Here is a 24,450-nt window from a genome sequence, read left to right on the forward strand (position 1 = left end):
TGCATCTCGCGTACCGCGGGGTGACGGGGCGGGTACCCGCCGTACCGGTCTCGTGCACGGCCGGTCCGCCCCGCCGGCCGGTCAGCGGGCGAGCTCGGCCATGGCGCCCCAGCCCTGCTGCGGCACCTCGACGTTGATGATCTCGGGGGTGGCGGCGATCGCGCCGGCCATGGTCTTTAGACCGGTCGTGAAGTGGTCGGAGGCGACGTGGGCCGCGCCGGCCTCGGCGTCGGCGAAGGCCTCCAGGAGGACGTACTGGTGCGGGTCCTCGATGCCGCGCGACCAGTCGAAGAACAGGTTCCCGGGCTCTTCGCGGGTGGCGCGGGTGAAGTCGGCGACGAGCTCGGGCCAGCTGTCGGCGTACTCGGGGCGGACGGTGAACCGTACGGCGATGAAGATCATGCCTCCAGCGTGCCCGCCGGCCGGGGCCGGGGCGAGCCGTGCGGGTCAGGATTCCGGCACGGTCGGAAACGCGGTGAAGAGCGGGACCGCGCGGGCGAGCGCCGCCCGCACGGCACCGTGCCGGCGGCGGAAGTCGGCGGTGGGGAGCGAGACGGACAGCGCGTGCACGATGCCGTCGGCGCGCCCCGGGAGCGTGGTCGCCAGGCAGGTGTACGCGGGGTCCGCCTCCCCCACGGAGACGGCGAAGCCCTGGTCGCGCACCCGGGCCAGCTCCGCCTCGAAGCGTTCGGGGCTCGTGATCGTCCGGTCGGTGAAGCGGGCCATGCCGTGGTCGGCCAGATACCGCCGGCGCAGCGTCCTGGGCAGTCCGGCGAGCAGGGCCTTGCCGTGGGCGGTGGCGTGGGCGCGGTCCTCGGGTCCGGGGGCGAAGGGGTGGGCGGTGTCGGTGACGGGTGCGGTGGTGTCGACGACGGTGATGCGGCCGTGCCGGTAGGCGGTGAAGTAGGCCTCGGCTCCGGAGGCGCGGCGCAGGTGGCCGAGGAGCTCGGCGACGCCGCCACCGAGGCCGTGGTGACGCTGGTAGGCGCGGTGGAGCGCGGGCAGTCGGGGGCCCGGGGCGTACCCGTCCGGGGTACGTACGAGGTGGCCGCGGGCGATCAGCGGGCCGGCGAGGTGGTAGACGGTCGACAGGGCGCAATCGAGCCCGCGGGCCAGTTCCTTGGCCCCGACGGGCCGGTCGGCGTCGGCGACGGCGTCGAGGATGGCGAGGGCGCGGTCGACGGACTGGGGGCCGGCGGGGCTGGTGGGGCCGGTCGGGCCCGCGGGGGACGCATGCACCGATCCACCTTAGTGAACCGGCCCACCGTTGGTGAGAGGAGTGTCACCGTCCCACAGAAAGGAGGGTTATGGCCGATTTACCCCTATTCGGCGTACGGTGTTGCGATACCCCTGACTCCTTACCGCACCGGGAGGGTGTGTGCGCCGCTCCACCACCGACCACGCCGCCGCGGCACCCTCAGGGCGCCGCGGCCACATACGCAAGGCGGCGCTCGCGACCGGTGCGGTCGCGGCCGTCGCCGGAGGGCTGTACGTGGCGGGCCTCGCCACCCAGGGCGGCGACATATCCGAGGGCACGAGGGTCGACGGTGTCGACATCGGCGGTCTCAGCCGCGCCGAGGCCGCGGCCAAGCTGACGTCGGCGGCCCCCGCGTCCTGGAAGGACCCGGTCAAGGTCCGTATCGGCGAGGACACCGCCACCGTCGACCCGGCCGCGGCGGGGCTGACGGTCGACGCGGCGGCCACGGCCGACCGCGCCGCGGACCCGGCCCGCGACCCGTTCACGGTGATCGGCCGCCTCTTCTCCCCGGGCGAGCGCGAGATCGCGCCGGTCGTCTCCTTCGACGGGACGAAGGCGCGCGCGGCCGTCGCCGCGACCGCGAAGGAGCACGACCGCGCGACCCGCGAGGGCGCCGTGGCGTTCAAGGACGGCAAGGCCGTCGCCACCCGGCCGGTCGACGGGCGGAAGCTCGACACCGCGGCGGCCGTGGACGCCCTGCGCACCGCCTACCCCGCAGCGGGCGGCTCGGCACCCGTGGTACTGCCGGTCTCGGTGACCCCGCCCAGGATCGGGGCGGCCGAGGTCGATCGCTTCATGAAGGAGTTCGCGACCCCCGCCATGTCGGGCCCGGTCACGCTCACCTCCGGGGAGAAGCGCCTGGCGATCTCGACCGCCACCCTCGGCGACCACCTGAAGGTGAGGAACGACGGCGGCCGCCTCACCTCGACGCTCGACACGGCGGCCCTGATGCGCGACCCCGACGTGGCCCGCCCGCTCGAGGGCTTCACGAACGGCGCGGTCGAGGCACGCCTCGGCGTCCAGGACGGCGACGTCGTCGTCGAACGCGGCGGCCGCCCCGGCCACGAGGTGTCCGCCGAGGCCTTCGGGCAGGCGGTGCAGCCGCTGCTCACGAAGGAGGGCGCCGCGGCACGTACCGCCGCCGTGGCCACGACGCTGACCCAGCCGAAGCTGGCCGGAGACACTCCGGCGGAGCTCGGGATCACGGAGCAGATGTCGACGTTCACGGTGAACTTCCCGAGCGCTCCGTACCGTACGACCAACATCGGACGGGCGGTCGAGCTGATCGACGGCTCGGTGGTGCGGCCGGGCGAGGTGTGGAGCTTCAACCGCACGGTCGGCGAGCGTACCAAGGCCAACGGCTTCGTCGACGGCACGATGATCATGGACGGCCAGTACCAGAAGGCGCCGGGCGGCGGAGTCTCCGCGGTCGCCACGACCGTCTACAACGCGCTGTTCTTCGCAGGCGTCAAGCCCCTGGAGCACGGCGCCCACTCCTTCTACATCGAGCGCTACCCGGCGGGCCGCGAGGCGACCGTCGCGTGGGGCACGCTCGACCTGAGGTTCCGCAACGACTCGGGCAAGCCGATCTACATCAAGGCGAGCTCGACGGACTCGTCGGTGATGGTCAGCTTCCTCGGCACGAAGAAGTACGACTCGGTCGAGGCGGTCGCCGGCGAACGCACGAACATCAAGCCGCCGGCCGAGCGCACGGGCAAGAAGGGCGAGAAGTGCGAGGTCCAGGAACCGCTGGAGGGCTTCGACATCAAGGTGGACCGGGTCTTCAGGAACGGCGGCACGGAGGTCAAGCGCGAGACCTTCAGCACGCACTACACGCCAAGGGACAAGGTCACGTGTGAGTGACCGGCCGACGGACGAAGGGCCCCTCTCCACAGAGAGGGGCCCTTCTCGCGTACGGGTGGGGGTGCGGGTGCGGGGTCAGGCGTCGGCGCGGACGGGAGTGGTGACGGGCGCGTCCTCGGCGACCTCGGCGAGGTCGCGGTGACGGGTCTCGCGGGCGCAGGCGACGGCGACGACCGTGAGGAGCGCGGCGGCGATCACGTAGAGGGCGATCGGGGTGGAGTCGTCGTAGTCGGCGAGCAGCGCGGTGGCGATCAGCGGGGCGGGCGCGCCGGCGGCGACGGAGGAGAACTGGGCGCCGATGGAGGCACCGGAGTACCGCATCCGGGTCGCGAACATCTCCGAGAAGAAGGCGGCCTGCGGGGCGTACATGGCGCCGTGCAGGACGAGGCCGACGGTCACGGCGAGCAGGAGGCTGCCGAAGGAGCCCTGGTCGATGAGGGCGAAGAAGGGGAACATCCACAGGCCGACACCGACGGCCCCGACGAGGTACACCGGCCGGCGGCCGAGCCGGTCGGAGAGCGCGCCCCAGAGCGGGATGACGGCGAAGTGGACGGCGGATCCGATGAGGACGGCGTTGAGGGCGGTCTGCTTGGAGAGCCCGACCTGGGTGGTGGCGTAGACGAGGATGAACGCGGTGATGACGTAGTAGCTGATGTTCTCGGCCATACGGGCACCCATCGCGATGAGCACATCGCGCCAGTGGTGCTTGAGCACGGCGACCAGCGGCATCTTCTCGGCCTGCTCGGCGGCGTCGGCCTTGCGCTGCTCGGCGGCGGCGAGCGCGGCCTTGAAGACGGGCGACTCGTCGACGGACAGCCGGATCCAGAGCCCGACGATCACGAGCACGCCGGAGAGCAGGAACGGAATCCGCCACCCCCAGGACTGGAACGAGGACTCGGAGAGCAGCGCGGTCAGGGCGGACAGGACGCCGGTGGCCAGCAGCTGCCCGGCCGGCGCCCCGGTCTGCGGCCACGAGGCCCAGAACCCACGCCTCTTCGCGTCCCCGTGCTCGGACACCAGCAGCACGGCCCCGCCCCACTCCCCACCGAGCGCGAACCCCTGCACCAGCCGCAACGCGGTGAGCAGCACCGGCGCCGCGGACCCCACGGTCGCGTGCGTCGGCAACAACCCGATCGCGAACGTCGCCCCACCCATCAGCAACAGGCTGAGCACCAGCAGCTTCTTCCGCCCGAGCCGGTCACCGTAGTGCCCGAACACCAGCGCACCGAGCGGCCGGGCGGCGAAGCCGACGGCATAGGTGAGGAACGACAGCAGCGTGCCGACCAGGGGGTCGGACTCCGGGAAGAACAGCTTGTTGAACACCAGCGCGGCGGCCGACCCGTAGAGGAAGAAGTCGTACCACTCGATGGTGGTCCCGATGAGACTTGCGGCGACGATGCGCTTGAGGGAGCCGGGGGGCGTGGGGGCGTGTGTTGCGGCGGCCATGTGCACCACTTCCGAGCGGGTGACGGGGACGTGTTCGTGTCGCCACACCGTAGAAACGTGCAGGTCACCCGCGTATGTGGTGGGACACCATAGTTCTGGGTGGGAGAGTGCGCGCCGTCCCCATGCCCGTCCCGCCGAGCCCCGCCAAGCGGCGCTTGACAGGGCGCATTGACGGGCGTCAGGTTCGCGCGGTGCGCCCTGTTCGGGCGACGACAGCTCCGGTCGGCCTGCCGAAGCGGCGCGAAGGGCGCGCGACGTGGCCCGGTGGCTTCGTCGCCGTCGTTGGCGATGCTGAGGGACTTCACGGCCAAGCCTCCGGAACCACAAGTCACCCGGCTGAGCGGCGGCCTTCATCGCAGAAACGATCAGCTGCCGGGACCGCCCCCGCCGCCCTGCGCCGCGGTCACACACCCCGACAGACCCCCGCAAAGCCCCACGACGGGGGCCGGGACGTGACCCACGTGACGCTGATCATGAGGATCCGGGGAATCGAGTGACCGTCGGCATGCGTCTCAGTGGTGTGGGGCGCCCAGCCCACCCGTCCGCGAACAGAAGACCCCAGGGAAGAAGTGAGGTATGCCGGTGATCTGCGTCGGAGGCATGATCGGAATCGGGAAGACGAGCGTGGCCGAGCTGCTCGCCAAGGAGCTGGGGAGCGACGTCTTCTACGAGAGTGTGGACGACAATCCGATCCTTCCGCTCTTCTACACGGCGAGCCCCGAGGAGATCCAGGCGAAGCGCTACCCCTTCCTGCTCCAGCTCTACTTCCTGCAGACCCGGTTCGCCGCGATCAAGGAGGCGTACAAGCAGGGCGACAACGTCCTCGACCGGTCCATCTACGAGGACTGGTACTTCGCCAAGGTCAATCACGACCTGGGCCGGATCAGCTCCCTCGAGATGCAGGTGTACGAGGGGCTGCTCGACGAGATGATGCGCGAGATCGACGGCCTGCCCTACCGCAAGGCACCCGATCTCATGGTCTACCTCAAGGCGGACTTCGAGACCGTGCTGCACCGTATCGGGCTGCGGGGCCGCGATTTCGAGCAGGACGAGAGCCTGGTGGAGTACTACCGGACGCTGTGGTCCGGCTACGACGACTGGGTGCACAAGCACTACTCGGCCAGCGACGTCCTCGTCGTCGACATGAACCACACGGATGTGGTGAACAACCCCGAGGACGCGGCCCGCCTGTCGCAGGAGGTCAAGGACGCCCTGGCAGCGGCCGGGCGCCGGGGCTGAGTCGGCGCCCTCCGAGGCTCAGACCAGCGGGAGGAGCATGGTCGTCGCAGCGCCGGTGGTCCTCCCGTCCGCGATGAAGGCGAAGGTCTCCTCTCGGGTGGCCGCGGGGCCTTCAGGCCAGACGCGCGTCGTCAGCATGAGCAGGATCTGCTCGCGTCCCCGGGCGCAGGCAGCCCAGGCGGCGGATGTCGGCCGGACGATGTCCCACGCGCCGGGAAAGCCGCTGACGCGGACGGTGATGTCGTCCAAGGACGCCACGACAGGGGTCCCGTCGATCTCCGGGTTCCGGACCATCGCGCCCTCGCGCATCCCCCACGCGGCCACCATCTCGCGCGTGGCCACCCTGGAGGCGGCCGGCCCGAGGGAGCCGTCCCCTGCGGAATACGCCATCAACATGGGGAAGTCTCCCCCGTCGCCCGGGTGCTTGCCGATCCACGCGGCACACAGGATCTGTCCGAACCGGGACGACGACGAAGTCGTGTTGTCACTCATGGGCTGAGCGTACGGGGCGCTCCGCCGCCGGGAGAAGATCGTCGATCCCTTCCCCCAGGACGCTCTCACGTCGTGCGACGGCGACGGCCGCGGATTGTTTCACCCCCACGACGGGGCTGCGCAACAAACGGCCGCCTGCGCAGACTCGGTACGACGGGGGCCGGCCGGCCTCCGCACCGACCGACAGGAGGACGTCATGCCGCTGGGCGACGACGAGTTGCGCGACCTGGAAGAGGCCCGCCGGCGCGCCGAGCGCGAGCACGCGGAGTTCCAGGCCAAGCAGGAGGCCGACCGGCAGGCGCGTATCGCGGAGGAGGAGGCCCGAAGGCGCGCGGAGAAGCCGCACTCCGGTCCCACCCGGTAGCTCCCCGCCCGGGCCTGTCTTCAGGCCCGGGCCCGACCACCGGGGGCGCTGCGGTCACGCGGCCGACTGCAGCCGGGCGGCGAGCAGGGCGATGTCGTCGTCGGCGGAGGCCGGGACCAGGTGGGCGAGGAGGGTGTCGCACAGCCGGTCGAGGGAGGGCCCGGGCTGTGCCAGGAGATGGGTGAGTTCGGTGAGGCGGTCGTCGATGTCGCTGCCCCGGGCCTCGACGAGGCCGTCGGTGTAGAGCACCAGGACGCTGCCGGGCCGGAGGGTGAGGTCCGTGGTGGTGAACGGGACGCCGCCGACGCCGAGCGGGAGGCCCGCGGGCAGGTCGAGGAGGCGGGCGGTGCCGTCGGGCTGCACCAGAGCGGGGGGTGGGTGACCGGCGCGGACGATCCGGCAGTGGCCGTCGGCGGGGTCGATGACGGCGTAGCAGAAGGTGGCGAGCATCGGGGTGGCCAGGTCGTCCAGCGCGGCTTCCAGCTGGCGGAGCAGGTCTTCGGGTTCGAGGTCGAGGCGGGCCAGGGCGCGAACGCTGGCGGACAGGCGTCCCATGACGGCGGCCGCGGGCGTGCCGTGGCCCATGACGTCGCCGATGGCGAGCGCGGCTCGGCCTTCGGTCAGGCTGATGACGTCGTACCAGTCGCCGCCGACCTCGTTCACGTCGATGGCGGGCAGGTAGCGGTGGGCGACTTCGATGCCGGGGGGCGGGGTGATGTGCTGGGGCAGCATGCTGCGCTGGAGGATGAGCGCCGTGTCGTGTTCGCGGTGGTAGAGGCGGGCGTTGTCGACGCAGACGGCGGCGCGTGCGGCGAGTTCGCCGGCCAGCGCCTGGTCGACCTCGGTGAAGGGGCCGACGGCGCGGTGGCGGTAGAAGGTGGCCAGGCCCAGGACGACGCCGCGGGCCAGCAGCGGCACCATCATCAGGGAGTGCACGCCCAGGCCCAGGAGTCTGGCCGGGGTGGTGGAGTGGCGTGCGGCCGGGGCGATGGCCTGCTCGTCCAGGTGGGCGACGAGGAAGGAGCGGCGCGCTGCCAGGACCTGGGTGTAGGGGGCCGAGGCGGGGAAGGTGAGGGTGCGGCCGAGGGGTGCCAGGGCGTCGGTGACCGCCGAGCCGGTCAGCGGTGCTTTGCCCAGGCGGCGCAGGGCGGTGCCGCCGACGAGTCCGGGGGCGAGGTCGCCATCGGTGGCGAGGCTGTCCAGGACGTCCACGGTGACGGCGTCGGCCAGGTCGGGGACGGCGGCGTCGGCGAGCTCCTGCGCGGTGCGCTCCAGGTCCAGGCTGGTGCCGATCTTGGAGGTGGCCTCGTTGATGAGCGCGAGGCGGCGGCGTCCGGCTTCGGCTTCGAGTTCGGCCTGCTGCTGGGTGGTGATGTCGATCAGGGTGGCGGTCAGCCCGATGGCCCGGCCATCGGGGTCTTCCAGGCGCACGTACGAGCAGGACCACACGTGGTCGCGGTCGGGGTCCGCAGGGGTGCGGCCGACACGGCGGAAGTCGAGGATCGGCTCGCCGCGCTCGAGGACCTGCCGCATCGCGGTCTCCATGTCCGCGGCGTTCACCGTGGGCAGGATCTCCCCCAGGCGGCGGCCGATGTGTGCGGCCGGTGCGAGGCCGTTCATGGCTGCAAGGGCGGGGTTGACGCGCAGGAACCGCAGCTTGGTGTCGAAGACGGCGATCCCGACCGGCGATCTGGCGAAGAGCCCGTCCCACACCGCGGAGGAGCCGCGGACCGCTCGTGCGGCGTGCGCTTCTGCGGCGAAGACCAGCACCGTGGTGCCGCCGCGGGTGCCGGCGGGGACCGGCGTCGCCCAGATCTCCAGCTCGACCGGGCGTCCGTCCCGGTGCCAGGCGGTCACCGAGCCCGTCACGCCCCGGCCGGTGATCGCCCGCTCCCACAGCGTGCGGCCCAGGCTCCGGCCCGCGGGGGAGTGCAACAGCTCGGAGATGTGCCGGCCGGCCACGTCACGGAAGGCATGGCCGAGCAGGTCCTGGGCCGTACGGTCCCAGCGGACGATCGCCCCGGACTGGTCGGTGGCCATGGCGGCGATCGGAAGCGCGCCGAGCCAGCCGCCCGCATCACGCGCGGCACCGCTGGTCACATCGGCTGCCAAAGGATCCATCGCGATGAACTCACCGCCGTCTCCTTCTCAGTATCCGCACCCCTCCACAGCCGCGCTCGCCCCGGACTGCCCCGCCGGCTCGAGCGCGGCTGTGGAAAGGCCCAGGGCCCGGGCCTTTTCCACCCGGCGCCGCGCCCTGCGGAGGGTGCGTACCCGCGTACTCTGTGTCGCCCCCTCTTCTACCTGCCGGTTCGCTCGGCAGCCTGTGGCAGCGCATCGTGCTCGTCGCCGGTGACCGTGGCCCGCCCCGCCGGGTGCGCCTTGGCAAGGCTGCACACGCCGTCCACGCACTGGCGCTCGAGACGGCCCCGGGAGACGGTCTGCGCCAGGCCGACCATCCAGCAGGTGGGGCAGCCGCGAAAGGCGATCAGGGCCAAGGGGGCCACCAGCAGGGCGGCCGGGCCGGCGACGGGCACCAGGGCGATCGAGCCGATGATCAGCCCGAAGCCGATGGCGCCGCGCGCCAGGTGGCGCGGGACGGACCGGCTGGCGAACCTCGTCCCGTGCGCCGCGGATTGCCCGGTGGCCCGGGCCTCCACGTCCCGTGCGGGCTTCAAGGTGTCCGGAGTGTTCACGGTCGTGCGGCTCCTTCGGCCGAGGGGTGGACGGTGTGAACGGACGCTCGGTCCCTCGCTGCCAGCGAGTGCCGCAGGGCCGCGCGTGCCCGGTGCAGCCGCGATTTCATGGCGGCGTCGCTGAGGCCGAGCGAACGGGCGACGGTCTTGCCGGGCAGCCCCTGTACGTCCCGCATGATCAGCACCTTCTGCTGGTCAGGGGGGAGGGCGCCGATCGCGGCCGCGATCCGCTTCACCTCCAGCCTGTGCAGCACCGCTTCCTCGGCGGACGGTTCCACGCCGGCCTCCGGATCGGCCGGCGCCTCGTCGATCCGCGAGACGAGCAGCCGTACGTGACGGAGGCATTCGTTGCGCACGATCCGGAACATCCAGGAGGCGAGCGCGCCGGTGGCCCGCAAGGTGCCGATCTTCCGGTAGAGGATGATCAGCGCCTCCTGCGCCGCGTCCTCGGCGTCCTGCGGCGAAGCGCACAGCGACATGGCGAACTTGCGCACATGAGGCTGCGATTCCAGGACGACGGTGGTGAGCGATGTGACGTCGCCGTCCTGAGCGGCCTTGATCAGCCGTTCATCCGGCCAGGAGAAGCGTGGGTTCATCGGTGACTCGTCTCCGGAAGGCGCCCCCGTGCCCGGGCGCGCATCAGCCTCGGCCCTTGGAGCGCCGCACCAGGTGCCAGCTGCACGCGCCCACGAGCAGCGCTCCGATCACTACGAGGCTCGTGATCATCATGGGTGTCCCCTCTCGCTTCCGCCGGCCCCTCGGCCGGTACACACACAAGAGGCGGGCAGGTCCGGAAAGGATTCACCTGAGGTGTCACCAGGTGCGGTCCAGCATGTGCGTGAACAGTGCGTCCAGTTCCTGTGCTGCGGAGTATGTCAGCGGTGCCTCGTGCAGGGTGCGGCGGGCGGTGTCCAGCTGTCGGAGCGCTTCCTCGCGGGTCGCGGTCCGCCCGCCGGCCTCCTCCACGAGCGCCGCGGCGTGTTCGGCGGTCTCGCCGTCGATCGTCCGGGTGGATTCGAGCAGCGCCCCGAGTTCCCGTGCTGCCCTGCCCCCGGCGGCGAGTGCGGCGAGGACCGGGTAGGTCTTCTTGCCCTGGCGCAGGTCGCTGTGGACGGGTTTGCCGGTCACCGCCGGGTCGCCCCAGACGCCGAGGATGTCGTCCACCGCCTGGAAGGCGAGGCCGAGATGGCGTCCGGCTCGTTCGAGCGCGGCGACGGTACTGTCAGGGGCGCCGCCCAGCACCGCGCCGAGCGCGATCGCGCAACCCAGCAGGGCACCTGTCTTGTGCTCGGCCATGACCCGGTACTGCTCCGGCCCGACCGCGCCGGGACCGTACCAGGGGCGGTGTTCGAAGCGCAGGTCCTGCGCCTGGCCGGACACCAGCGTGTTCAGGGTCCCGCACAGGCACCGGACCGCGGCTGCCGCGTGGGGGCCCCGGGCCTCGGCCAGGCCGCCCACGGCCTGGGCGAGGAGCGCGTCGCCTGCCAGGACGGCCGGGCCCGTCCCGTAGGTCTTCCACACCGCCGGGCGCTGCCGGCGCAGGGCATCGGCGTCCATGATGTCGTCGTGGAGCAGGGAGAAGGTGTGCACGAGTTCGACGGCCACGGCGCCCGGGACGGCGTCGGCGCTGTCGGCCCCGACGGCCTCTGCCCCGAGCACGGCGAGTGCCTGCCGCACTCCCTTGCCCTCGGATCCGCCGGAGTCCGGGTTCCCTGCCGTGTCCGCCCAGCCCAGCGCGTACGCCGCCATCTCACCGGTCCAGGGGTGCAACCGGCCCACCGCCTCCACCAGCGCGGGCCGGACCAGTTCACGGCAGCGCTCCAGGACAGCGGTCGCCGAGGCGTGGTGCCCACGGGAGGTACCCACCGCGGCCGCGGCGCCCGGCTGACCGGCGGGCGAGCACACCGGCGGGACGGACGTCGGGAGGGCGCTCACCGCAGCCCCTCCGGGTCAGCCGTGCGCAGCGCCTCCGCCCCGACTGCCGGCAGCACCGGCCCGGCTGCCCCCGGTCCGTCTCCGGTGTGATCCGGCAGCCGCCCGACCTTCAGCTCCGCCGCGGCCCTGTCCACCATGTCCCGGGCGTGTCGCAGGCCGATGCGGTCCAGGGTCGAGCGCAGCCCGGCCAGTTCCGCGGCGGTGTGCGCGATGTCGCGCCCCAGGCGGGCCTCGGCCTTGACCAGCCCCAGCCTCGACAGCGCCGTCCCGCGCGGCTCGTCCATCTCCCGGAACTCCTCCAGCGCCCGCGCGTACTGCTCGCGGGCCTGCTCGTACCGGCCCGCCCGGTACAGCACGTTGCCGCGCATCTTGTGGTTGTAGGCGAGCGCGCTGTGCAGCCGCATCTCCCGGCAGGCCTCCTCGGCCTGCGTCAGCAGCGACAGGGCGCGCTCCACGTCCCCGTCGCGTACGGACACCACGTCGGCGATGCCCCGCAGGGCCCACGCCCACCCGCGCCGGTCCTCGGCGCGCGAGGCCGTGTCGGCCGCCTCCTCGAACAGTGCCAGGGCCTCGTCGTAGCGGCCGGTGTTGCGGTGCATCTGCGCGATGCCCTCCAGCGCCCACACCGTGTGCCGGGCCTCGCCGCGACGGCGGGCCTCGGCCAGCAGCTGCTCGTGCAGCCTCCCCACGGCCTCGTAGTCGCCCTGTATGCGCCCGGTCTCGGCCAGCCCCGCCAGCGAATAGCCCCGCACGACGACGTCCCCGCCGCGCTCTCCCGCCTCGGCCGCGAGCCTCAGCAACCGGTACGCCAGCCTGAACGCGCCGCGCTGCCGGGCCAGTGTGCCGCCGCTCCACAGGGCCCACGCCATCGCCCCTTCGTCACCGGCCGAACGTGCCGCCCGATAGCTCGCCTTCCAGGCCCGGTCGGCCTCCCCGGTCCGCCCGAGCCTGCGGCAGGCCTCTGCCACGGCCAGTTCGCAGCGCGCCACCTCCCGCAGGTCCCCGGACCGCTCCGCCGCCCGGACCCCCTGCATGCCCCGGGCGAGCACCTCGGGCAGGGAGGCGTTCACGGACATCGACCCCAGAGCCCCTTGGTACTCCGGCGCGGACGCCCTCGCCGACCGCTCACTGACCTGACCTGCCATCAGAACCTCCTCATGCCGGCTCGACGATCAAGCCGACGCGAGGATCAAGACGTGGACGGCGGAGCGGGGTTCCGCTTCGGCTGCAATGTCCGTCTGTGTATGGGCACGGAGGTCATCCTCAGGTGCTACACGACCGCGGGCGGCTCCTCAGCGAGTCGTACGCCGGGCCACGGGCGCCGGAATGGTGGAGCGCACCTTGCCCGTCCGCAGCCGCGACGCCTCGTGGACTAGCCGGGACTAGCCGGGACTAGCCGCGGACGTGCAGCGCGAAACCCGTGCGGCCGGCGGGCTCCAGGCCCTCCTTCAGGTGCAGCGAGGGGATCTCGTAGTCACCGAAGTTCTGCCGCCGGAACGCGATCGGCTCGGTCGACTCCAGGGTGAGCAGGCGCTGCTCCCAGGCCTTGGCGACGTCCGGGTAGTCCTCGTCGGGCAGTCGGTCGGTGCCGTGCAGCACGAACGGGGGCAGCACCTCGATGCCCGGGTAGTAGAGGATGCCGTGGTGGAACGGGAACAGCAGGTCGTCGATCGGGCCGTTGATCCCGCGAGCGGAGTAGTGCGACTCCGGGCCTCCGACGGTCACCGACAGCAGGGCCCTGCGGCCCGCGAGGGTGCCTTCGCCGAAGCGCTCGCCGTACTTGGTGTCGCTGTGCTCGCCGACTCCGTACGCGAAGCGGTAGGTGAACACCCGGTCCACCCAGCCCTTGAGGATCGCGGGCATCGTGTACCACCACAGCGGGAACTGGAAGATGATCGTGTCGGCCCACAGCAGCTTCTCCTGCTCGGCGCGGACGTCCGGGGTGAGGGTCCCGGCCTCGAAGGCCCGGCCCGAGTCCCGGGCGACCCTCAGCGGGGTCGAGGCGTCGGGGCCGTAGTCCGTGGCGTCCACGACCGCCTTCCAGTTCATCGCGTACAGATCGCTCACCCGTACCTCGTGCCCGGCGGCCTCCAACGTGGCGACCGCGAGGTCCTTCAGCGAGCCGTTGAGCGACTTCGGCTCGGGGTGGGCGTAGACGATCAGCGTCTTCATCGGAACTCCTCCGGATCGGGTGCCGCCAACTCTGGCCGCCGCGGCGCCCGGTGTTCAGGGGCGCGCCTTCCGTCGGACGGGACTTCCTGGTATCGGCAGGGCCACCTTCGCGGGCGGCGGCGCGGCCATACTGGGGGAATGGACGATCTCGCGGGTTTTCTGCGGACCCGGCGTTCCCGGGTCGACCCGGCGGCCGTCGGCATACCCACCGACAGCCGCCGCCGGGTCGAAGGGCTGCGCCGCGAGGAGGTCGCGCACCTGTCCGGAGTCAGCGTCGACTACTACGTACGCCTGGAGCAGGGCCGCGCGACCCAGCCCTCCGAGCAGGTCCTCGACGCGCTCGCCCGCGTCCTCGGGCTCGACGAGACCGAATGCGGGCACCTCCACCGGCTCGCCCGGCAGCGCCGCCGCCGCGCGAAGGCACCGGGCGGGCGGGTCCGGCCGGAGCTGCTGCGCGTCCTCGACCTGGTCGCCGGGGCACCCGCGCTGATCATGGACCACCGCCTGGACGTGCTCGCCGGGAACCGCCTCGCCGGGCTCCTCTTCGGCCGGCCGATGCCAGGCCTGAACATCGCCCGGCACCTCTTCCTCGAGGAGGCCGAGCGCGGCCTGTACGCGGACTGGGAGAAGTGCACCCTCGACGTGGTCGGGCACCTGCGCCTGGCCGCCGGCAAGTACCCGGAGGATCCGCGCCTGGCCTCGCTCGTCGGCGAGCTGGCGATGGGCAGCGAGCGCTTCCGCCGCCTCTGGGCCCGTGCGGACGTACGCGCCCGCACCCATGGGCGCAAGGCGTACCGGCACCCGCTCGTCGGGCCGCTGGAGCTGCACCAGGAGAACTTCGCGCTGCCGGACGATTCGAGCATGGAGCTGGTGGTGCTGTCCGCGGCCCCCGGCAGCCCCGCCGAGGACGGGCTGCGCCTGCTCGCGGGCCTGGGCGCGGACAGCGGTGACGCGCGTCCCGCGGTCAGGCCGGGTGTCAGCCCACGGGAGCGAGCGTGAAGTGCCGCACCCGAAGGGGTTCGAGCAGGGCTCACTTCCAGGGATCCGAGGTCGTCCTCGTCCGGCTCCGTTGAGGTGACAGCGGATTCGCGTCGCGGGGGATGAACCGGGGCAGTCATTCCCCAACGCCTATGGTCCGAGCATGCGCACGGCGAACCCTCACGTCAGCACGCCCCCCTCCCCGTACGTCCCTGACGATCACGACACGCCTCCGCCCGCCGCCCCTTCCACTGCCCCGCCGAGCCGCTTCGCGGCCGCGGGGGCGGTCCTGGTGCCCGCCGCCGTCATGCTCGGCATCGGCATGTGGGGGATCGACCGCGGCACCATGTGGCGCGACGAGTCCGCGACGTTCCAGATCGCCCGGCGCTCCGTGCCGGAGATCTGGCGCCTCCTGGGCGAGCTCGACGCCGTCCACGGCCTGTACTACCTCCTCGTGCACGCCGCGCTCGCCGTCCGCGCCGACGAGGTGATGCTGCGGCTCCCGTCGGTGCTGGGCGCCACGTGCACCGCCGGGCTGATCGCCGCGATCGGCTGTCGGCTGGCGCGCCCCCGGGTGGGTCTGTGGGCCGGACTGCTGTACGCGGCCACGCCGTTCGCGTCCTTCTACGCGCAGGAGGGCCGCTCGTACGCCCTCGTGGCGGCCGGTGCCGCGCTCGCCACCTGGTGCCTGGTGAACGCCGTCGAGCGCGACTCGTTCCGGGGGTGGGCCGGTTACGCGGCGGCCGTCGCCGGCACCGCCCTGCTGCACGAGTTCGCCCTGCTGATGCTGGCCGCCCACGGAGCGACGGTGCTGTCGGCCCGGTCCCGTCCCGGGGCCTGGCGGCGGTGGGCGGCGGCCGCGGGCACGGCGGTGGTGCCGGTGGTGCCGCTCGCCGTGCTCTCCTCGCGCCAGGGCGACCAGATCTCGTGGATCCAGGAGCCGGGAGCGGAGGAACTCCGGCTGCTCGCCGTGCAGTTCGCCGGCCCCGACGCCCGGGTGCTCACGGCCGCGGCGGTGCTCGCCGGGCTCGCGGTGCTGTGGCCGCTGCGGCGCACCGGCACCGTCGGCCTCACCGCCGTGGCGCTCCCTCTCGTCGTCCTGCCGGTGGCGGCGCTCTTCACCCTCTCCCTCGTGAAGCCCCTGTTCGTCGACCGCTACCTGCTGTTCGCCTTCGCCGGAGTCCCGCTCCTGGTCGCCGCCGGCCTGGAACGGTCCCTCGGCGCCCTGCGCGCCGCTCCCTGGCGGCCGGTGGTGACGGCGGCCGGCGTCGCGGCGGTCGCCGCCGCGTTCTGGTGCCAGCTCCCCTTCCACCAGCAGGAACGAGGCAAGGACGGCCGCATCGACGACCTGCGGCAGGTCGCCGCGTACGTGGCCGCCAAGACCCGCCCGAACGACGCGGTGGTCTTCGTCCCCTCGTACCAGCGGCACATCTTCCTCAGCTACGACCAGGAGTTCGCCGGCCGCCGCGACATCGCCCTCAAGACGAGCGCGGCCGCCTCCGGCACGTTCTACGGCGAGGAGCTCGACGCGCCGGGCATCGGGAAGCGCATCGGCGCGGAGCGGCGGGTGTGGGTGGTCGCCTGGCCCAGCGCCTGGGGCGAGCAGTGGTTCGACCAGGACCCGAAGATCACGAATCTGCGCAAGGGGTTCTCCCTCGTCCGCAGCACGAAGCTGAAGAGCGGCCTGGTGCAGTTGTACGTACGGGAGTGAGGAGCCCGAACACCCCGCCGCTCGGTACGGTCCCGCAGTGGACCGTTTCCCGGTGGACATCATCGCCCACGCGGAGGGGACCGTGCCGCGCGGGACGGAGGCTATCCGGTACGCCAGGCCCGGGGCCGGCGGGCGGACCACGACGTGGGTGGGGCGGTGAGGGGGGTCGTCGGAGTCGGCCAGGGGGGCGTGGGCGGTGGGGGCTGGGGGGCGGGGGTGGCGGTCAGGGCCTGGAGGACCAGGAGGAGGGCGGCCAGTTCTTCCGGGGCCGGGGTGCCGCGGAGGATGCGGATGGCGGGGGTGGTCACTGGGGCTGGTTCCCGTGTTTGCGGCTGGGCAGCGGGGCGTGTTTGGCGCGGAGCATCGCGAGGGCGCCGATGAGGCGGGTGCGGGTCTCGGCAGGGTCGATCACGCTGTCGACGAGGCCGCGTTCGGCCGCGTAGTACGGGTGCATCAGCTCCGCCCGGTACTCCTTGACCAGGCGGTCGCGGGCCGCGTCCGGGTCGTCGGCGGCCGCGATCTCGCGCCGGAAGACGACGTTCGCCGCGCCCTCCGCGCCCATCACGGCGATCTCGTTGCCCGGCCAGGCCAGCGAGATGTCCGTGCCGATCGAGCGGGAGTCCATGACGATGTAGGCGCCGCCGTACGCCTTGCGCAGGATCAGCTGGACGCGCGGCACGGTGGCGTTGCAGTAGGCGTAGAGCAGCTTGGCGCCGTGCCGGATGATGCCGCCGTGCTCCTGGTCGACGCCGGGCAGGAAGCCGGGGACGTCGACGAGCGTGACGAGCGGGATGTTGAAGGAGTCGCAGGTCTGGACGAAGCGGGCGGCCTTTTCCGAGGCGTGGATGTCGAGGACCCCCGCGAACGACGCCGGCTGGTTGGCGACGACGCCCACTACCTGGCCGTCCAGGCGGGTCAGCGCGCAGACGATGTTGGTGGCCCAGTCCGCCTGGATCTCGAAGTAGTCGCCGTCGTCGACGATCTCCTCGATCACCGCCCGCATGTCGTACGCGCGGCCGGGGTCGGCCGGGACCAGGTCGAGCAGCGCCTCGGTGCGGCGGTCGGCCGGGTCGGACGCGGGCTCCGCGGGGGCCGGCTCCCGGTTGTTGGACGGCAGCAGGGACAGCAGGTGGCGTACGTCCTCCAGGCAGGACTCCTCGTCGTCGCACGCGAAGTGGGCCACGCCCGAGACCGACGAGTGGGCGTCGGCGCCGCCCAGGGCGTCGTGCGTGATGACCTCACCGGTGACCGCCTGGACCACGTCGGGACCGGTGATGAACATCTGCGCGGTGCCCCGCACCATGAAGACGAAGTCGGTCAGCGCCGGGGAGTAGGCGGCGCCGCCCGCGCACGGTCCGAGGATCACGCTGATCTGCGGGATGACACCGGAGTTGCGTACGTTACGGGTGAAGATGCCGCCGTAGCCGGCGAGCGCGGTGACGCCCTCCTGGATCCTGGCGCCCGCGCCGTCGCACAGGCCGACGATCGGGGAGCCGGCGGACGCGGCGAGGTCCATCAGCTTGTGGATCTTCTCGGCGTGCGCCTCGCCGAGCGCGCCGCCGAAGATCCGGAAGTCGTGGGCGTAGGCGAACACGGTGCGGCCGTGCACCCGGCCCCAGCCGGTGACGACGCCGTCGGTGTGCGGGCGGCGGTCCTCCAGGCCGAAGCCCGTGGCCCGGTGCCTGCGCAGCTCCTCGATCTCGGTGAACGTGCCCTCGTCGAAGAGGAGCGCGAGGCGCTCGCGAGCGGTCAGCTTTCCCTTGGCGTGCTGCGCCTCGGTCGCCCGTTCGCTGGGACCGCGTCGCACGCGCTCGCGCAGCTCGACGAGTTCCGCCGCGCGGTCGCGCAGATGTCCGTTGGCGGCGCCGGCCGCGGCGGCGCCTGTGGTGCTCGGGGCGGTCAGCGGCGTTTCCTCGACAACGCTCATGCCGTGCAGCGTGCACCCGGTCGCTCAAGGCGGGCTCGACGGCCTCTGTGACAGCCGGTGGAGGACGGCTCGATCCGTGCGGGCGAGTCTGGTGTCATGACTCTCCTTCACCGGCGCTCCGTCGTCCTGATGTTCCCGGGGACCGGAGCGCAGCACACACGGATGGCGGCCGGGCTCTACGGTCACGAGCCGGTCTTCACCGACGCTGTCGACGAGGTCCTGGCCCTCCTCGGCGCCGAGGGCGCGGCCGCCCGGTCGGACTGGCTGGCGGACGAGCCCGCCGAGCCGATGGACGCCGACACCCGGTCCGCTCCCCTGCTGTTCGCCGTGAACTACGCGATGGGGCGCCTCGTCGAGAGCTGGGGCGTGCGCCCGGCGGCGTATCTCGGCCACAGCATGGGCGAGTTCACCGCTGCCGTGCTGGCGGGGGTGTTCGGCCTCGACGACGCGGTCCGGCTGCTGTGGGAGCGCGTACGGATGCAGCGGACGACGCCGCCGGGCGGGATGATCGCGGTCGCCGCGACGCCGCGCGAGCTGTCCGGGTACCTGGGCGATGGCGTCGTGGTGGGCGCGGTGAACGCGCCCCGGCACACGGTGCTCTCCGGCCCGGAGGCCCCGCTGCGCGCGCTGGCGGCGCGGCTCACGGCGGACGGCCGGACCTTCCGGCGCCTTGCCGCCCGCAGCCCGTACCACAGCCCGGCGCTCGCACCGCTGGTCGCGCCGACCGCGTCGCTGATCGGCGGGCTGCGGCCGGCCCCGCCCCGTATCCCCCTCTACTCCGCCTACACCACGCGGCCACTCGGGCCGGACGAGGCCGTCGACCCCGGGTTCTGGGCGGCGCAGCCGACCACGCCGGTGATGTTCTGGCCGACGCTCGAGCGGCTCCTGGCGGACGGCGACCGGGTCCTGGTCGAGGCCGGCCCCGCGCAGAGTCTCGCGGTGCTCGCCCGCGGGCACGAGTCGGTGCGCTCGGGCCGCAGCGAGGTGATCGCCACGCTGCCTCCCCGGGCCCTGGGGCCCGAGGAGGACCGGCGGAGCGTACGCGTGGCGCGGGAGCGGCTCGCGGCCTACGGGGGCACGTCAGACACGCGTGCCACGGCTGCCACGACCGACGACGGCGGCGGCGCGCCCCGCGGGGAGGGCGCCGCGGGTCACTCGGGCAGATTGCCGGTCGACCTGCCCACCTGGTAGGGGCTGGTCACTCCGTCGTAGGCCAGGTGCAGCACCATGCCGTCGCGGGCGTGGTCGAGGTTGTGGCAGTGGTCCATCCACAGGCCGGGGTTGTCGGCGCGGAACGCGACCTCGTACCGCTCGCCGGGTGCGACGTTCAGGGTGTCGGTCCACCAGGCGCTGCCGGTGGCCCGCTCGCCGTTTCGGGACAGGACGAGCATCCGGTGGCCGTGCAGGTGCATGGGGTGGTCGTCGAGGCTCCGGTTGACGAAGGTGGTGCGCACCAGGTCCCCCTCCCGTACGAGCAGGGCGGGGATGTCCGGGTAGACGGCGTTGTTGACGGTCCAGGTCATCATCGGTCGACCGTCGAAGAAGCCGAGGCTGTTGCCGAGCACCAGGTGGAAGTCGCGGTCGTAGCGGGTGCCGGGGCCGAACGGGGTGCCGGCGGCGCGGGAGCCGTAGTGCAGCGGGTCGAAGACCGGGCCGGTGACGGCGGCCGGCGCGGTGGCGGTACCGGTCGGATCGAGCAGCAGGGACGCCGTCTCGGCCCGGCCCGCGCCGTAGGCGCCGTCCTCGCCGCAGCCCTCGAAGCCGTGGCTGGCGCCGGACGCGTTGGCGTCGCCCACCACGGTCAGGTGCACGGGTCCGTCCGGCTGACGAAACATCAGGTCGTAGCGCCCGCCGCCCGCGATCCGCAGCCGGCGGTCCGTCATGCCGGTGGGGCCCGTCACCTCGTTGCCGTCGATGGCGGCGACCTGGAAGGCGGTCCCGGCCAGGGAGTACGTACGGGGGCAGCTGTCGGCGTTGACCAGGCGCAGCCGGACCGGGGTGCCCGCCGGGACCTTCTCGCGCCGCATCCGGGTGTCGTCGCCCAGGGCGGTGCGCAGGAGGCCGCCGGCCCCGTTCTGTCCGCTGAGCGCACCGCCCCCGCCCCGAGGGGGGCCGCCCCGGTCGCCGTCGCCGCCCTGGCCTCCCTGGCCTTCCTGGCCTTCCTTTCCGCTGTCGACGGGCCACGCGTGCGCGACCACGGTGCGGTCCAGGCCCACCGGGTGGGCGTCCGGCTCCTCCACGATCAGCGCGCCGAACAGGCCGCGGGCCACGGCGGTGCTGGACTGCTGGTGCGAGTGGTACCAGAAGGTGCCCGCGCGGGGCGCCCGGAAGCGGTACACATGCCGCTCGCCGGGCGGCACCGCGTCCTGGGTGATGCCGGCGACGCCGTCCTCGGCGTTCGGCACGTCGACGCCGTGCCAGTGCACGGTGACGCCGTCGCCGACGTTCCGGTTGACCAGCACCACCTCGACCGACTCGCCCCGCTCGACACGGAGTTCCGGGCCGGGGAGCTGCCCGTTGAAGGCGAGGGCGGCGACCTTCTCCCCCGAGGCGAGCCGCATGGTGCGCTCGGTCGCCGTGAGCGTGAAGCGCCGGTCGGGCGTGCCGTCGCGCGGGCCGGTGAGGGTGGTGACGGCGCGGGTCGTGGCCCGGCCGGCCGCCGGGCCGCCACCCGTGTCGTACGTGTGGCGGTGGTGCTCCTCCCCCATCCGGCCGGGGAGCCGGCTCTGCTGGGCCACGAGTGTGCAGCCGCCCACGGAAAGGGCGGCGACGGTGGTCACCACGGCGGTCGAGCGCACCAGGTGGCGGGCCCGGGAGGGCGGGCGCCAGCCGGGGGCCTCCATGGCGGCCAGGCGGCGCTGCTGGAACAGCAGCAGCGCCCCGGACACGGCGACCAGTACGGCCAGTTCGAGGACGAACAGGGCGGCGTACGGCGGCGTCGGCGGGTGCAGGGTGAGCGCCGCCCCGACGACGGTCGCAGCGAAGCAGGCCCGGACGGGCACGACGAGCCGCGCTGCGGCGCCGGCCCGCCGCAGCTCGTACGGAACGGCCGGCTCGGGCGCGTCGGCCCCACCGGACGCTCCGGCCCCACTGGCCCCACCGGCCCCATGGGACGCACCAGACGCACCGGCCCCACCGGACGCACCCATGGCCGCGCCCCCGCGTGCCAAGCGCCCGTACGCCGGAACCGCGAGGGCCGCGACCGCCACCCCCGCCACCAGCAGTGGTACCGCCGCGAACAGGACGAAGTCGGTGGCGGCCGGCCAGCCCGCGGTGGCGGCGAGGGCCGCGGCGAGGGCGACGCGCACCACGAGCACCAGCAGGGAGACGGCGAGCATGACCAGGCCGAGCCGGGCCCTGCGCAGGATCGAGCGTGTCGTGTCGCGGGTCGCCAGGCGCCGGGCCCCGCGGGCCGCGAATCCCCAGAAGACCGCGGCAAGTACGGCCCACAGAAGGTTCTGTTCGAAGAGGTTCTCCACCATGCCTCGCAGCATGGCGGGGGCGCTTCGAGCCTGCCTCGAGGCCGCTGGACGATGCTCGCCGCGGGCCGCGGCAGCCGCCCCGGCCGTGGCACGTCGAAGGGGAAGATGTGATGCGGGAGAGGCGATGCGCGCTGGTGACGGGCGGCTCGCGGGGCATCGGTCGCGCGATCGCGGTCCGGCTCGCGCAGGAAGGGTACGACATCGGCTTCTGCTCCCGGTCCGCCGACGAGGCGGCCCTGGAGACGGCGCGCCTCGTCGCCGAGGCCGGGGCGGCCGTCCACCACACGGTCTGCGACGTCACCGACGCGGAGGCGGTACGCGGGTTCGTCGAGGAGGCGGAGGAGAAGCTGGGCGCGCCGCACGCGGTGGTCAACTCCGCCGGTGTGCTGCGGGACCGGCCGATGGCCCTGATGTCGGCGCAGGACTGGCACTCCGTGGTCGGCACCAGCCTGGACGGGGCCTTCCACGTCTGCCGCTCGGTCGTCCGCGGCATGCTCACCCGCCGGGCCGGCGCGCTGGTCAACGTCTCGTCGGTGATCGGGGTCTACGGCAATCCCGGCCAGACGAACTACGCCACCGCCAAGGCCGGGCTCAACGGTCTCACCCGGGCCCTGGCCAAGGAGGTCGCGCCCTACGGGGTGCGGGTCAACGCCGTGGCACCCGGGTTCATCGAGACCGACATGCTCGACGGCATGACGGCCAGGGCCCGGGAGGCCGCCCTGGGGAAGGTCGCCATGGGCCGCTTCGGCAGCGCCGAGTCGGTCGCCGCGCTCGTCGCCTTCCTGCTCTCCGACGCCGCCGACTACATCACGGGCCAAGTGGTGCAGATCGACGGCGGGATAGCGCTGTGAGGGAGCGGAGATGACCTCGCACACGACGGCCAGACCCCCCGCGCCGCGGCCGGAGGGTCAAGACCGTCCGGTGTGGGCGCTGTTCCGCGAGCGCTGGTTCAGCACGCTCTTCATGACCGACATGTGGGAGCGGTTCAGCTTCTACGGGATGCAGGCGCTGCTCTTCCTCTTCGCGACGGCGCCGGCGGCGGACGGCGGCCTCGGCCTCTCGGACGGCACCGCCGGCGCCCTGTTCGGGCTCTACATCTCCGCGTCCTTCCTGGCCGCCATGCCCGGCGGCTGGCTCGGCGACCGGGTGCTCGGCACCCACCGGGCGATGCTGACCGGGGCCCTGGTGATCGCGGCGGGGCACGCCTGCATGGCCGTACCCGCCCACACCACCTTCTACCTCGGTCTGCTGCTCGTCGCGTGCGGCACGGGACTGCTCAAGCCCAACCTGCCGGTGATGTTCGACCAGATGAACCCGGGGGCGGCAAGCTCGCAGCGCCAGGCGGCGTTCTCCCTCTTCTACATGAGCATCCAGGTCAGCGCCCTGCTCGGGCCGCTGGTCACCGGCGCTCTGGGCGAGCGCGTCCACTGGCATCTGGGCTTCGGCGCCGCCGCGGTCGGCATGCTCTTCGGCGTCCTGCAGTATCTGCACGGCGCCCCGTCGCTCCGGGGCACGCGCACCGGGCCGAGTCGCCCGCTGCCGCCCGCCGCGCTGCGCCGGCTGGTCCGCGGCGCCTGGGCGGCCCTCGGCGGGGTGGTCGTCCTCGGCGCGGCGGTCGCGGTGGCGGGCGGGCTGCCGCTGCGCCCGGTGCTCGCGGTGTGCGGCCTGGTCTCGCTGGTAGCGCCCGTCTGGTACTTCCGGCGGTTGCTGCGCGGGGCGGAGCTCGACGCAGCCGAGCGGGCGCGGATCCGCGGCTACCGGCGGATCTTCGTGCCGTCGGTGCTGTTCTGGGCGATGTACGGCCAGCTCGGCTCGGTCTTCAGCCTGTTCGCCCGCGAGCACACCGACCGCGGGATCGCGGGCTTCACGGTGCCCGCGAGCTGGTTCCAGTCCGCGCATCCGCTGTTCCTGCTGCTGCTCGCCCCGCTCTTCGCGTGGCTGTGGCTGCGGATCGGGACCCGGGCGGGGGTGGTGCGGAAGTTCTCGGCGGGGCTGCTGTGCGCGGGAGCCGGCTTCGCCGTGCTCGCCGCCGGTGCGTGGCTCGCCGGCGGCGGTGTCGGTGAGGGGGGCGGGGACGGGAGCGGTGGTTCCGCCACGGTGTCCGCCCTCTGGCTGCTCGGCGCCTTCCTCTGCATGACCTGCGGCGAGCTGGTCTTCGGTCCGGTCGGCCTGAGCACCACCGCGGAGACGGCGCCGGACGGGCACGGCAGCCGGATGATGGGGCTCTTCTATCTGGGGGCCGCGCTGGGGGCGGGCGTCGGCGGCCAGCTCTCGCACCTCGTGGGCGTGCTCCCGCTGTGGACGTACCTGGCGGGGTTCACGGTCGCCGCGGTCGTCACGGCCGTCCTGCTGTCCCGTACCGAAGCGGCCGAGGGGGCCCCGGCCGGCCCGCCCGGCGCTGCCGGTGGAACGGCTCAAATCTGACGTCGAGTTCGTCTGGACACGCTCTCAAGCCGACCCGTCCAGCATCACACCAGGCGAGCCCGACCGCTCACGGACCCGCCGAAGGCCCGGCCGCTCCGGGCGGAATCCGAAGGAGTTCCCCATGGCTCATCGCACCCTCATCGTCGCGCGGATGGACCACGACGACGCGGACAAGGTGGCCGCGCTGTTCGCCGAGTCCGACGCGACCGAACTGCCGCACATGATCGGCGTCCAGCGACGCACCCTCTTCCGTTTCCACGGCCTCTACTTCCACCTGGTGGAGGCGGAGGAGCCCATCGACGGCAGCCTCTACCAGGCTCGCAGCCACCCGCTCTACCAGGACATCAACACCCGGCTTCAGGAGTTCATGACGCCGTACGACCCCTCCTGGCGGGAGCCCAAGGACTCGATGGCCGACGCCTTCTACAGCTGGACCCCCTGACCCCGACCGCCGCACCCCGTC

22 protein-coding genes are annotated in these 24,450 nt (G+C 73.1%); 9 read left to right on the plus strand and 13 right to left on the minus strand.

Going from position 1 to position 24,450, the window contains the following annotated elements; translation table 11 throughout:
- Nucleotides 1-81: 81 nt before the first annotated feature.
- Nucleotides 82-402, minus strand: a complete 321-nt coding sequence (locus tag ACIGEZ_RS23240) for a putative quinol monooxygenase (RefSeq protein WP_399834029.1) — start codon at nt 400-402, stop codon at nt 82-84.
- Between the two features lie 45 nt (nt 403-447).
- Nucleotides 448-1,239 carry an IclR family transcriptional regulator gene (locus ACIGEZ_RS23245; RefSeq protein WP_399834031.1) on the minus strand — a complete coding sequence of 264 codons (792 nt, stop codon included), beginning with the start codon at nt 1,237-1,239 and terminating at the stop codon, nt 448-450.
- Between the two features lie 139 nt (nt 1,240-1,378).
- Here ACIGEZ_RS23245 and ACIGEZ_RS23250 point away from each other — a divergent pair, with 139 nt between their 5' ends.
- A complete protein-coding gene (locus ACIGEZ_RS23250) occupies nt 1,379-3,121 on the plus strand; it encodes a VanW family protein (protein ID WP_399834033.1) in 1,743 nt (580 codons plus the stop codon).
- Between the two features lie 75 nt (nt 3,122-3,196).
- Here ACIGEZ_RS23250 and ACIGEZ_RS23255 read toward each other — a convergent pair whose 3' ends face one another.
- Nucleotides 3,197-4,567 (minus strand): MFS transporter, encoded by a 1,371-nt coding sequence (locus tag ACIGEZ_RS23255; protein WP_399834035.1) that lies wholly within the window; start codon nt 4,565-4,567, stop codon nt 3,197-3,199.
- 576 nt (nt 4,568-5,143) lie between these two features.
- Here ACIGEZ_RS23255 and ACIGEZ_RS23260 point away from each other — a divergent pair.
- Nucleotides 5,144-5,806 carry a deoxynucleoside kinase gene (locus ACIGEZ_RS23260; RefSeq protein WP_399834037.1) on the plus strand — a complete coding sequence of 221 codons (663 nt, stop codon included), beginning with the start codon at nt 5,144-5,146 and terminating at the stop codon, nt 5,804-5,806.
- A gap of 18 nt (nt 5,807-5,824) precedes the next feature.
- On the opposite strand, the gene ACIGEZ_RS23265 is transcribed toward ACIGEZ_RS23260, so the two are convergent.
- On the minus strand, nt 5,825-6,298 hold the full coding sequence (locus tag ACIGEZ_RS23265; RefSeq protein ID WP_399834039.1) for a DUF5949 family protein: 474 nt from the start codon (nt 6,296-6,298) through the stop codon (nt 5,825-5,827).
- Nucleotides 6,299-6,494: 196 nt separating this feature from the next.
- On the opposite strand from ACIGEZ_RS23265, the gene ACIGEZ_RS23270 reads away from it, so the two are divergent.
- Entirely contained in the window at nt 6,495-6,662 is a 168-nt protein-coding gene (locus ACIGEZ_RS23270; protein ID WP_399834041.1) for a hypothetical protein, read from the plus strand.
- Between the two features lie 54 nt (nt 6,663-6,716).
- On the opposite strand, the gene ACIGEZ_RS23275 is transcribed toward ACIGEZ_RS23270, so the two are convergent.
- From ACIGEZ_RS23275 to ACIGEZ_RS23300, 6 genes are all read right to left on the minus strand, one after another.
- Entirely contained in the window at nt 6,717-8,783 is a 2,067-nt protein-coding gene (locus ACIGEZ_RS23275; RefSeq protein ID WP_399834043.1) for a SpoIIE family protein phosphatase, read from the minus strand.
- A gap of 179 nt (nt 8,784-8,962) precedes the next feature.
- Nucleotides 8,963-9,322 carry a hypothetical protein gene (locus ACIGEZ_RS23280; RefSeq protein WP_399834223.1) on the minus strand — a complete coding sequence of 120 codons (360 nt, stop codon included), beginning with the start codon at nt 9,320-9,322 and terminating at the stop codon, nt 8,963-8,965.
- 32 nt (nt 9,323-9,354) lie between these two features.
- Complete coding sequence (locus ACIGEZ_RS23285; protein WP_399834045.1) at nt 9,355-9,954, minus strand: RNA polymerase sigma factor; 600 nt, start codon at nt 9,952-9,954, stop codon at nt 9,355-9,357.
- A gap of 217 nt (nt 9,955-10,171) precedes the next feature.
- Entirely contained in the window at nt 10,172-11,224 is a 1,053-nt protein-coding gene (locus ACIGEZ_RS23290) for a polyprenyl synthetase family protein (protein ID WP_399834225.1), read from the minus strand.
- A gap of 65 nt (nt 11,225-11,289) precedes the next feature.
- Nucleotides 11,290-12,438: a tetratricopeptide repeat protein gene (locus ACIGEZ_RS23295; protein ID WP_399834047.1), complete on the minus strand. Its 1,149-nt coding sequence runs from the start codon at nt 12,436-12,438 to the stop codon at nt 11,290-11,292.
- A 247-nt stretch (nt 12,439-12,685) separates the two neighbouring features.
- Complete coding sequence (locus ACIGEZ_RS23300; protein ID WP_399834049.1) at nt 12,686-13,465, minus strand: NAD(P)H-dependent oxidoreductase; 780 nt, start codon at nt 13,463-13,465, stop codon at nt 12,686-12,688.
- A gap of 138 nt (nt 13,466-13,603) precedes the next feature.
- Here ACIGEZ_RS23300 and ACIGEZ_RS23305 point away from each other — a divergent pair, with 138 nt between their 5' ends.
- Together ACIGEZ_RS23305 and ACIGEZ_RS23310 are read left to right on the plus strand one after the other, a co-directional pair.
- Nucleotides 13,604-14,464 (plus strand): helix-turn-helix transcriptional regulator, encoded by an 861-nt coding sequence (locus ACIGEZ_RS23305; protein ID WP_399834051.1) that lies wholly within the window; start codon nt 13,604-13,606, stop codon nt 14,462-14,464.
- A gap of 142 nt (nt 14,465-14,606) precedes the next feature.
- Nucleotides 14,607-16,154: a glycosyltransferase family 39 protein gene (locus ACIGEZ_RS23310; protein ID WP_399834053.1), complete on the plus strand. Its 1,548-nt coding sequence runs from the start codon at nt 14,607-14,609 to the stop codon at nt 16,152-16,154.
- 101 nt (nt 16,155-16,255) lie between these two features.
- Here the strand turns inward: ACIGEZ_RS23310 and ACIGEZ_RS23315 are convergent, their stop codons facing one another.
- Nucleotides 16,256-16,462 (minus strand): acyl-CoA carboxylase epsilon subunit, encoded by a 207-nt coding sequence (locus tag ACIGEZ_RS23315; protein ID WP_399834055.1) that lies wholly within the window; start codon nt 16,460-16,462, stop codon nt 16,256-16,258.
- Nucleotides 16,459-18,081: an acyl-CoA carboxylase subunit beta gene (locus ACIGEZ_RS23320; RefSeq protein WP_399834057.1), complete on the minus strand. Its 1,623-nt coding sequence runs from the start codon at nt 18,079-18,081 to the stop codon at nt 16,459-16,461. Before ACIGEZ_RS23320 ends, ACIGEZ_RS23315 begins: the two co-directional genes overlap by 4 nt.
- Nucleotides 18,082-18,177: 96 nt before the next feature.
- Between ACIGEZ_RS23320 and ACIGEZ_RS23325 the strand changes: the two genes are divergently transcribed.
- The gene (locus ACIGEZ_RS23325; RefSeq protein ID WP_399834059.1) at nt 18,178-19,272 is read left to right on the plus strand and encodes an acyltransferase domain-containing protein; all 1,095 of its coding nucleotides are present in this window, start codon (nt 18,178-18,180) and stop codon (nt 19,270-19,272) included.
- Here the strand turns inward: ACIGEZ_RS23325 and ACIGEZ_RS23330 are convergent.
- Nucleotides 19,233-21,563, minus strand: coding sequence for a multicopper oxidase family protein (locus tag ACIGEZ_RS23330; RefSeq protein WP_399834061.1), 2,331 nt, complete (start codon nt 21,561-21,563; stop codon nt 19,233-19,235). The two genes, ACIGEZ_RS23325 and ACIGEZ_RS23330, sit on opposite strands and share 40 nt — an antisense overlap.
- A 110-nt stretch (nt 21,564-21,673) precedes the next feature.
- On the opposite strand from ACIGEZ_RS23330, the gene fabG reads away from it, so the two are divergent.
- The 3 genes from fabG (at nt 21,674) to ACIGEZ_RS23345 (ending at nt 24,429) form a co-directional block, all read left to right on the plus strand.
- Nucleotides 21,674-22,414 carry a 3-oxoacyl-ACP reductase FabG gene (fabG, locus tag ACIGEZ_RS23335; protein WP_399834063.1) on the plus strand — a complete coding sequence of 247 codons (741 nt, stop codon included), beginning with the start codon at nt 21,674-21,676 and terminating at the stop codon, nt 22,412-22,414.
- 10 nt (nt 22,415-22,424) lie between these two features.
- Entirely contained in the window at nt 22,425-23,987 is a 1,563-nt protein-coding gene (locus tag ACIGEZ_RS23340) for a peptide MFS transporter (protein WP_399834065.1), read from the plus strand.
- 121 nt (nt 23,988-24,108) lie between these two features.
- A complete protein-coding gene (locus tag ACIGEZ_RS23345) occupies nt 24,109-24,429 on the plus strand; it encodes a TcmI family type II polyketide cyclase (protein ID WP_399834067.1) in 321 nt (106 codons plus the stop codon).
- Nucleotides 24,430-24,450: the final 21 nt, after the last annotated feature.

It is taken from the genome of Streptomyces sp. NPDC085481 (genome assembly GCF_044541845.1).
Lineage (GTDB): Bacteria > Actinomycetota > Actinomycetes > Streptomycetales > Streptomycetaceae > Streptomyces.

Bases quoted from the DNA above. Each gene is read 5' to 3' on its own strand.
- ACIGEZ_RS23240 (WP_399834029.1), bottom strand. From the start codon at position 402: ATGATCTTCATCGCCGTACGGTTCACCGTCCGCCCCGAGTACGCCGAC.
- ACIGEZ_RS23325 (WP_399834059.1), top strand. From the start codon at position 18,178: ATGACTCTCCTTCACCGGCGCTCCGTCGTCCTGATGTTCCCGGGGACC.
- ACIGEZ_RS23340 (WP_399834065.1), top strand. From the start codon at position 22,425: ATGACCTCGCACACGACGGCCAGACCCCCCGCGCCGCGGCCGGAGGGT.
- fabG (WP_399834063.1), top strand. From the start codon at position 21,674: ATGCGGGAGAGGCGATGCGCGCTGGTGACGGGCGGCTCGCGGGGCATC.
- ACIGEZ_RS23265 (WP_399834039.1), bottom strand. From the start codon at position 6,298: ATGAGTGACAACACGACTTCGTCGTCGTCCCGGTTCGGACAGATCCTG.
- ACIGEZ_RS23345 (WP_399834067.1), top strand. From the start codon at position 24,109: ATGGCTCATCGCACCCTCATCGTCGCGCGGATGGACCACGACGACGCG.
- ACIGEZ_RS23295 (WP_399834047.1), bottom strand. From the start codon at position 12,438: ATGGCAGGTCAGGTCAGTGAGCGGTCGGCGAGGGCGTCCGCGCCGGAG.
- ACIGEZ_RS23260 (WP_399834037.1), top strand. From the start codon at position 5,144: ATGCCGGTGATCTGCGTCGGAGGCATGATCGGAATCGGGAAGACGAGC.
- ACIGEZ_RS23310 (WP_399834053.1), top strand. From the start codon at position 14,607: ATGCGCACGGCGAACCCTCACGTCAGCACGCCCCCCTCCCCGTACGTC.
- ACIGEZ_RS23320 (WP_399834057.1), bottom strand. From the start codon at position 18,081: ATGAGCGTTGTCGAGGAAACGCCGCTGACCGCCCCGAGCACCACAGGC.
- ACIGEZ_RS23285 (WP_399834045.1), bottom strand. From the start codon at position 9,954: ATGAACCCACGCTTCTCCTGGCCGGATGAACGGCTGATCAAGGCCGCT.
- ACIGEZ_RS23330 (WP_399834061.1), bottom strand. From the start codon at position 21,563: ATGGTGGAGAACCTCTTCGAACAGAACCTTCTGTGGGCCGTACTTGCC.
- ACIGEZ_RS23305 (WP_399834051.1), top strand. From the start codon at position 13,604: ATGGACGATCTCGCGGGTTTTCTGCGGACCCGGCGTTCCCGGGTCGAC.
- ACIGEZ_RS23270 (WP_399834041.1), top strand. From the start codon at position 6,495: ATGCCGCTGGGCGACGACGAGTTGCGCGACCTGGAAGAGGCCCGCCGG.
- ACIGEZ_RS23255 (WP_399834035.1), bottom strand. From the start codon at position 4,567: ATGGCCGCCGCAACACACGCCCCCACGCCCCCCGGCTCCCTCAAGCGC.
- ACIGEZ_RS23275 (WP_399834043.1), bottom strand. From the start codon at position 8,783: ATGGATCCTTTGGCAGCCGATGTGACCAGCGGTGCCGCGCGTGATGCG.
- ACIGEZ_RS23300 (WP_399834049.1), bottom strand. From the start codon at position 13,465: ATGAAGACGCTGATCGTCTACGCCCACCCCGAGCCGAAGTCGCTCAAC.